The organism is Corynebacterium sp. (genome assembly GCF_012837295.1).
GTDB lineage: Bacteria > Actinomycetota > Actinomycetes > Mycobacteriales > Mycobacteriaceae > Corynebacterium.
In genome coordinates this window covers 1-5919 of the sequence record NZ_DURI01000138.1, presented here as the reverse complement: position 1 = coordinate 5919, position 5919 = coordinate 1, and the positions used below count along the sequence as shown (strand labels likewise).

The window sequence follows — 5919 nt, the reverse complement described above, 5'->3', positions numbered from 1 at the left end:
GGATGACGGTGCCGATGGCGGAGACGAGCATCGCCGGGCGCAGCACCGCGCGGCGGCCGCGGCGGTCGGAGATGGGGCCGAAAATCAACAGCGCGGGGACCAGCCCGGCGGCGTAGATGCCGAACATGGCCGTCACCGACGACTGCCCGGTGCCGTTGAGGGCGCGGTAGACCTCCAGCATCGGGGCGAAGAGGTTGGCGCCGTAGCCGATGGCGAACATGGCCAGCCCGATGCGGAGCCAGTCCCGTCGGCCGATCATCGGCCGGGCGTTTTCCTCGGCGGTGGGAGTCACGATGGGTTCGTCGGGTTCACCGGGCGACCCATGTGTGTTCCGCGTCACAGTCATGCGGCAACCCTACCGATGGAATCGACTTCCGTGAATGGCCGCTAACTCTTTTGTCGCCGAAACCCCCCGAACGGGGCCGGGCGGCTACGGGTGGCACCCGTGCCTTCTCCCCGCGGGTCGGGCCGCGTTAGTGCATGAGTCCTCCAGACCCCATTTTCGCCTCCATCGCGCACCCTTCTGACCTGCGGCGATGTAAAAGCGTATTTCGACTCTGGAGGATCCGCGCACTAACTCCCGCACGTGCATATTCCCGCCCGTGGTCGCGGCATCCGGGGATTCGCTCGGCCACTCACGCGCTGTGGCCGTGGAATCCGGGAAATCGCGCAAAACGCCTCACCCCGGGCGTCCGCGACCTGCACTTTTGGGGCCGCCGGCTGAGTCGAATTGCGCGAAAAGTGATCGGCTACCTCGGCCGACACTTCATTGCGGGGCCGGCGGCTGAGTCGCGACGGCGCGGCCGGCTCCCGGCTCCCCGCTTCCGGTCGCCGCTACCGGCCTTCCGAGCGCAAATAGGCGAGGACGGCGGAGACGCGGCGGTCGGCGCCGTCGTCAAGCGGAAGTTTGGAGAAGATCCCGCCGATGTGCTTGCGCACCGCCGCCTCCGACACCACGAGGGCCTCGGCGATCGCGTGATTGGTGCGGCCCTCCGCCATCAGCGACAGGACCTCGCGCTCGCGGGGCGTGAGCAGGGCAATCGGGCCCGACGCGGCCGCGCCGCCGACGAGCGCGCGGACCACCTCCGGATCGATGATGGTCTGGCCCGCCGCGACATCCGCCACGGCATCGAGGAAGTGGCGGACGTGCGCGACGCGGTCCTTGAGCAGATAACCGAGACCGCGGCCGCCGCCGGCCATCAGATCGTCGACGTAGGCCACCGACACGTACTGCGACAGGACGATGACCGGCAGCGAAGGGCGCTCCCCGCGGATCTGCGCAGCGGCGCGCAGGCCCTCGTCGGAATGGCTCGGCGGCATGCGGACGTCGGTGATCACGAGGTCCGGGACGGTGGCGCGGACGGCGTCGACCAGCGCGGCGCCATCGCCCACCGCCGCGACGACCTCATGGCCGCCGCGGGCCAGAACGGCCTCCACCCCCGCGCGCAGCAGGGGCGAATCCTCGGCGAGGACGATGCGCAGCGGGGCCTGCGCGGGGGTGGCGGCGGTCATCGGCGCGGATCCTCCTCCGGGGTCGGGGCGGCCGGGACGGCGGGCGCCGCGATGATCCGCGTCGGGCAGGTCAGCGTCACCGTCGTGCCGCGCCCGTGGGGGCTGGTCACGGCCACGCTACCGTCGACGCCGGCGGCCCGCTGGCGCATCCCGCGCAGGCCTTGGCCGGTGGTGGCGCCGCCGTCGGCGAGTTCCACCGCGCCGCCGCGGCCGTCGTCGGCGACCGTCAGGGACAGCACCGCGCCGTCCTCGATCCGGGCCACGACCGTCGCCCGGCTCGCGCCGGAGTGCTTGGCCACGTTGGACAGTGCCTCGGCGGCGAAGAAGAACGCCGCCTCCTCGATGTGGCGCGGCATCCGCACGGACGGCACGTCGACGTCGACGGGCATCGGCATTCCGGCGGCGAGGTCCGCCACCGCCGCCCGCAGCCCGTGCTCGGACAGCGCCCGCGGCTGGATGTTGCGGATCACGCGCCGCAGGTCGGCGAGCACGGCGTCGACGTCGCCGTGCACCTCGGCGGCGAGCCTGCCGGTCGGTCCCTCGGGGTCCTCGGCCTCGGCCATGCCGAGCTTCATGGTCAGGGCGACGAGCCGGTGCTGGACGCCGTCGTGAAGCGCGCCCTCGATCCGCGTGCGTTCCATCGCCGCGGCGTCGAGCACGTCGGACCGGGCGGACTCGAGGCGGTCGACGTCGGCGCGCAGCTGGCCCTCGTCGGGCGCCATCAGCGTCCGGCCGAGCCGCCCGGTCGCCCAGGCCCACAGGCCGGCGGCGTAAAGCAGCGCGATGATGAAGACCACCGCGGCGACGACGATCCACGTCACCAGCAGCCACGTCGGCAGCGGCGCGATGAACGTGTCGTACATGCCCTGGCCGACTTCGGCGTTGGTCGCGTTGTCGCCGAGCGCCTCCACGGGCGTGCCGTCGAAGAACGGCCACGGGGAGAACAGCATGGTGAACATCGCCGGCAGGAACGCCACCCCCACCGTGAACGGGATGAGGAGGAAGATCACCAGCGCCAGGTGCGCGAACTGGGCGAACGTCGGCGTCCCGCCCTCGTCGGCCAGGCGGTCGATGGGCGGCCCGATCTCGTCGGCGCCGGGCCGGTCGATGAGCCGCAGCCGCCACACTTCGACGCGCAGCAGCGCCGGCCACAGCAGGTTGCGGATCTGCGGCACGAGGCTGAGCACGATCAGCGGCAGAATGACCGAGCCGAGCACCGACGCCAGCGCGATGCCGACGATGATGTTGCCCAGCGCCAGCCACGGCCACTTGGTGAACAGGTAGCCCGGGCGCCGCAGCGCCTCGCCCAGGGTCGCGGGCGCGCGGTGGCGCCGCTCGGTTTGCTTGACGACGGCCGGCGCGCCGCGCTCCTCGGCGCCGTCGTAAAGCGAAGTGTCGTTGATGTGCGTGGTGTTCATGGCGGGTCCTTCCGTGTCCCGGCGGCGGGGCCCTGTTGCCCCGTCTGACCCAATTGCACCGCTCCACCAGCGAAAATACAGTGGCCCGCGCGCCCGTTTCCGGGTAGTGCGCGCGCTACCCCCGGTGGTCGGCGGGAACCTCCGGGGGCGGCGGGGAGTTGAGAATGGGTCGTCGAAAGCGCGAAAATCTGTACGACGCGGGCATGTGACGCCCGCGAGCCACCGCGAAGGAGCCCCGTGCAAACGATCGTCGATTGGTCAGTGTCCCTGATGGGCACCCTGGGGCCGCCGGGCGTGGCGCTGGCGATTCTCATCGAGACGATCATCCCGCCCGTGCCGTCCGAACTGTTCCTGCCGCTGGCCGGCTTCACCGCCACCACCGGCGAATTCAGCTGGTGGAGCGCCGTGATATGGGCGACGGGCGGGTCGGTGCTCGGTGCGTTCCTGCTGTACTGGGCGGGCGCGGCGCTGGGCGCGAACCGCGTGCGGGCCCTCGCCGACAAGATCCCGCTGGCCAAGGTTTCCGACGTGGACAAGGCGCTAGCGTGGTTCGGGAAGCATGGCGAGGCGTCGATTTTCCTCGGCCGCATGGTGCCGGGCATCCGGTCGATCATCTCCATCCCGGCCGGGCTGCAGCGGATGCCGCTGGGCAAGTTCGCGCTGTACACGACGGCGGGGTCGGCGATCTGGAATGGCGTGCTCGTGTACCTGGGCGTGCTGCTGGGCAACCAGTGGCACATCGTCGGCGAGTGGATCGACCGGTTCTCCACCGTCATCTACATCGTGTGTGCGCTGGTGGCGGTCGGTTTCGTGGCGTTCGCGGTGCGGCGGTGGCTGCGCGAGCGGGCCGAGGAGCGCGACCGCAAGGCCAACCGGCCCCGCGTCGAGCTGCTCGAGCTCGACGGCAACTCGCTCGACGATGATCCGGCGACCGCGCCGGAGAACCCCGACGTCACCGTCGCGGACGTCGACGATGCTTCGATGGGCTACGGCGATGCGGCGGAGAGCGACGACCGCCGCCCCTGACCCCGGCCGCCCGCGAATTCGGCGCCCTCCAGCCAACCGGCCGAGGGCGCCGTCGGCGTTTCAGGGCACCCGCGCGGAAGTCTCGTGCCGAGGAGATGCCAACGCCGCGTCGCCATCCGCGTTTCCGCAGGTCGCCGAAATCCATGGCATCCCCACGGCACGAAACCGTGGGGGCCGTCCGGCGCTTTCGGCAGGGGTGCGGGAGATGCGCCCCGCCGGGACTACTTCAGGCCGTGCACGCGGCGCATGAGGGCCAGCGTCGCCTCGGTCGGCAGCGCTCGCGTGAGCGGCACGACCAAGCCGGCCCGTGAACCGCGCGCGACCAGCGGCAACGGGCGCTCGGCGGCGACCTCCTCCATGACGGTCTCGGCGATGTCCTCGGCGGAGATGCCCTTGGCCTCGTTGGCGTCGAGGTTGCTCACCATGGTGAGGGCGTCGTCGCGGTAGGGGGAGCCCTCGGCGGCGCCGTACTTCGTGCGGCGGGTGGAAATGCCGGTGTTGATGCTGCCCGGCTCCACGACCGTCACTCCGATGCCGAAGCGCGAGACCTCGCCGCGCAGGGACAGGCCGAACCCGCGCAGCGCCGCCTTCGTGGCCACGTACGACGAGCGATGCGGCAGCGGCAGGCCGCCCAACATCGACCCGACGAGGATCACGCGCCCGCGGCCGGCGGCGCGCATCGACGGCAGCAGCCGCTGCACCAGATCCACCTGGCCCAGCACATTGACCTGGAACACCCTGTTCAGGGCATCGGCGGGCAGTTCCTCGAAGGGCCCGGACTGGCTCTCGCCGGCGTTGGCGACGACGACGGCCGGCGCCCCGCCCGCGACCACGCTCTCGGCGACCTCGGCGATGGAAGCGGGATCGCCCATGTCGAGGGCGACCATCTCGATGCCGTCCGGGTGGGCCGCGCCGGCGCCCTTGCGGGAGGTGCCGATGACCTCGAACCCGGCGTCGCGCAGCGCCTCCGCGCACGCCCAGCCGATGCCCGAGGAGGCGCCGGTGACGAGGGCGCGGGGCTTGCCGGGCGCGGACGTGGCTGCGGCGGCATTCCCGGTGGTGGTCGGAGCTCCTGCCTGCGCGCCAGCGCCGCCGCCGACGACCGCGGGCAGCTTCGGACCGTGCGTGAAGGAGGTGCGGGGCAGTGTCATGGCGGGCCTTTCGATGGGGGCGGGTCCAGTGACGGTGGAGGGAATCGGTGGAAGGGAACGCCGCCGGGACGACCGGCGCGTCAGTTCACCCGCCGGGCGGTGATCTTCATGCCGCCCTCGCGCAGCCGGTCGACGAGCGCGTCGCCGATGCCGGACGCCGGGGTCAGCACGCCGGCGCGGTCCGGCAGGCGGTCGCGGTCGAATGCCAGGGCCAGGGCGGCGGCGGAGATCATCATCGCGGTGCCGTCGTAACCCGGGTCCTTCTCCAGCTCGACGCGGCTGGTCCACTGCACGCCCGACAGCGTCAGCGAATGCACGTCGATGGTGAAGCGGCCGTTGGCGCGGCTGGACTCCGACGGCCCCTCGCCGGGCGCGGGCAGCTTCTTGTCCAGCACCTTCGCCGTCGGCCCGAACATCATGCCGCCGAGCATCGCGCCCAGCCCGGCCTTCACGGCGCGGGCGCGGGCGGCGGACTTCAGGCCGCGGCCGACGCTCATCACCTCGCGGTAGCGGAACCCCTCGCCGTAGCCGACGGAGTCGCCGGTGTTGGCGCCGCTGACGTTGGCGCCCTCGACGCCCGCGCCGTCGGCCCCGGGGTTGCCCTCCACGCCACCGCGCCCGGCGTCGGCGTCGAGCAGCGCGGCGGTGCGGCGCACCACGCGGGTGTTGTACGGCGCCATGAAAAACGGCGCGAACGCCCCGGTCTCGCCGGCGTAGACCTCTTCGCGCGGCACGATGGGCACGTCATCCTGCCGCGACGGCCCCGGCCCGGCCATCCCGGGGTTCAGCGAATACGCCGACCCCGCGATGCG

4 protein-coding genes and 2 pseudogenes are annotated in these 5919 nt (G+C 72.2%); 1 reads left to right on the top strand and 5 read right to left on the bottom strand.

The window, feature by feature from the left end; translation table 11 throughout:
• The 3 genes and pseudogenes from GX015_RS04710 to GX015_RS04700 all read right to left on the bottom strand — a co-directional run.
• Positions 1-292, bottom strand: a pseudogene (locus GX015_RS04710) (MFS transporter); the annotation flags it as partial.
• A gap of 542 nt (positions 293-834) precedes the next feature.
• Positions 835-1482 (bottom strand): response regulator transcription factor, encoded by a 648-nt coding sequence (locus GX015_RS04705; RefSeq protein ID WP_196775592.1) that lies wholly within the window; start codon positions 1480-1482, stop codon positions 835-837.
• A 26-nt stretch (positions 1483-1508) separates the two neighbouring features.
• Positions 1509-2930: a histidine kinase gene (locus tag GX015_RS04700; RefSeq protein ID WP_291343168.1), complete on the bottom strand. Its 1422-nt coding sequence runs from the start codon at positions 2928-2930 to the stop codon at positions 1509-1511.
• A gap of 237 nt (positions 2931-3167) precedes the next feature.
• Here GX015_RS04700 and GX015_RS04695 point away from each other — a divergent pair, with 237 nt between their 5' ends.
• Positions 3168-3956, top strand: coding sequence for a DedA family protein (locus GX015_RS04695; protein WP_291343166.1), 789 nt, complete (start codon positions 3168-3170; stop codon positions 3954-3956).
• A 221-nt stretch (positions 3957-4177) separates the two neighbouring features.
• Here the strand turns inward: GX015_RS04695 and GX015_RS04690 are convergent, their stop codons facing one another.
• Together GX015_RS04690 and GX015_RS04685 are read right to left on the bottom strand one after the other, a co-directional pair.
• Positions 4178-5107, bottom strand: coding sequence for an SDR family oxidoreductase (locus tag GX015_RS04690; protein ID WP_291343165.1), 930 nt, complete (start codon positions 5105-5107; stop codon positions 4178-4180).
• Between the two features lie 80 nt (positions 5108-5187).
• A pseudogene (locus GX015_RS04685) lies at positions 5188-5919 on the bottom strand (hypothetical protein); the annotation flags it as partial.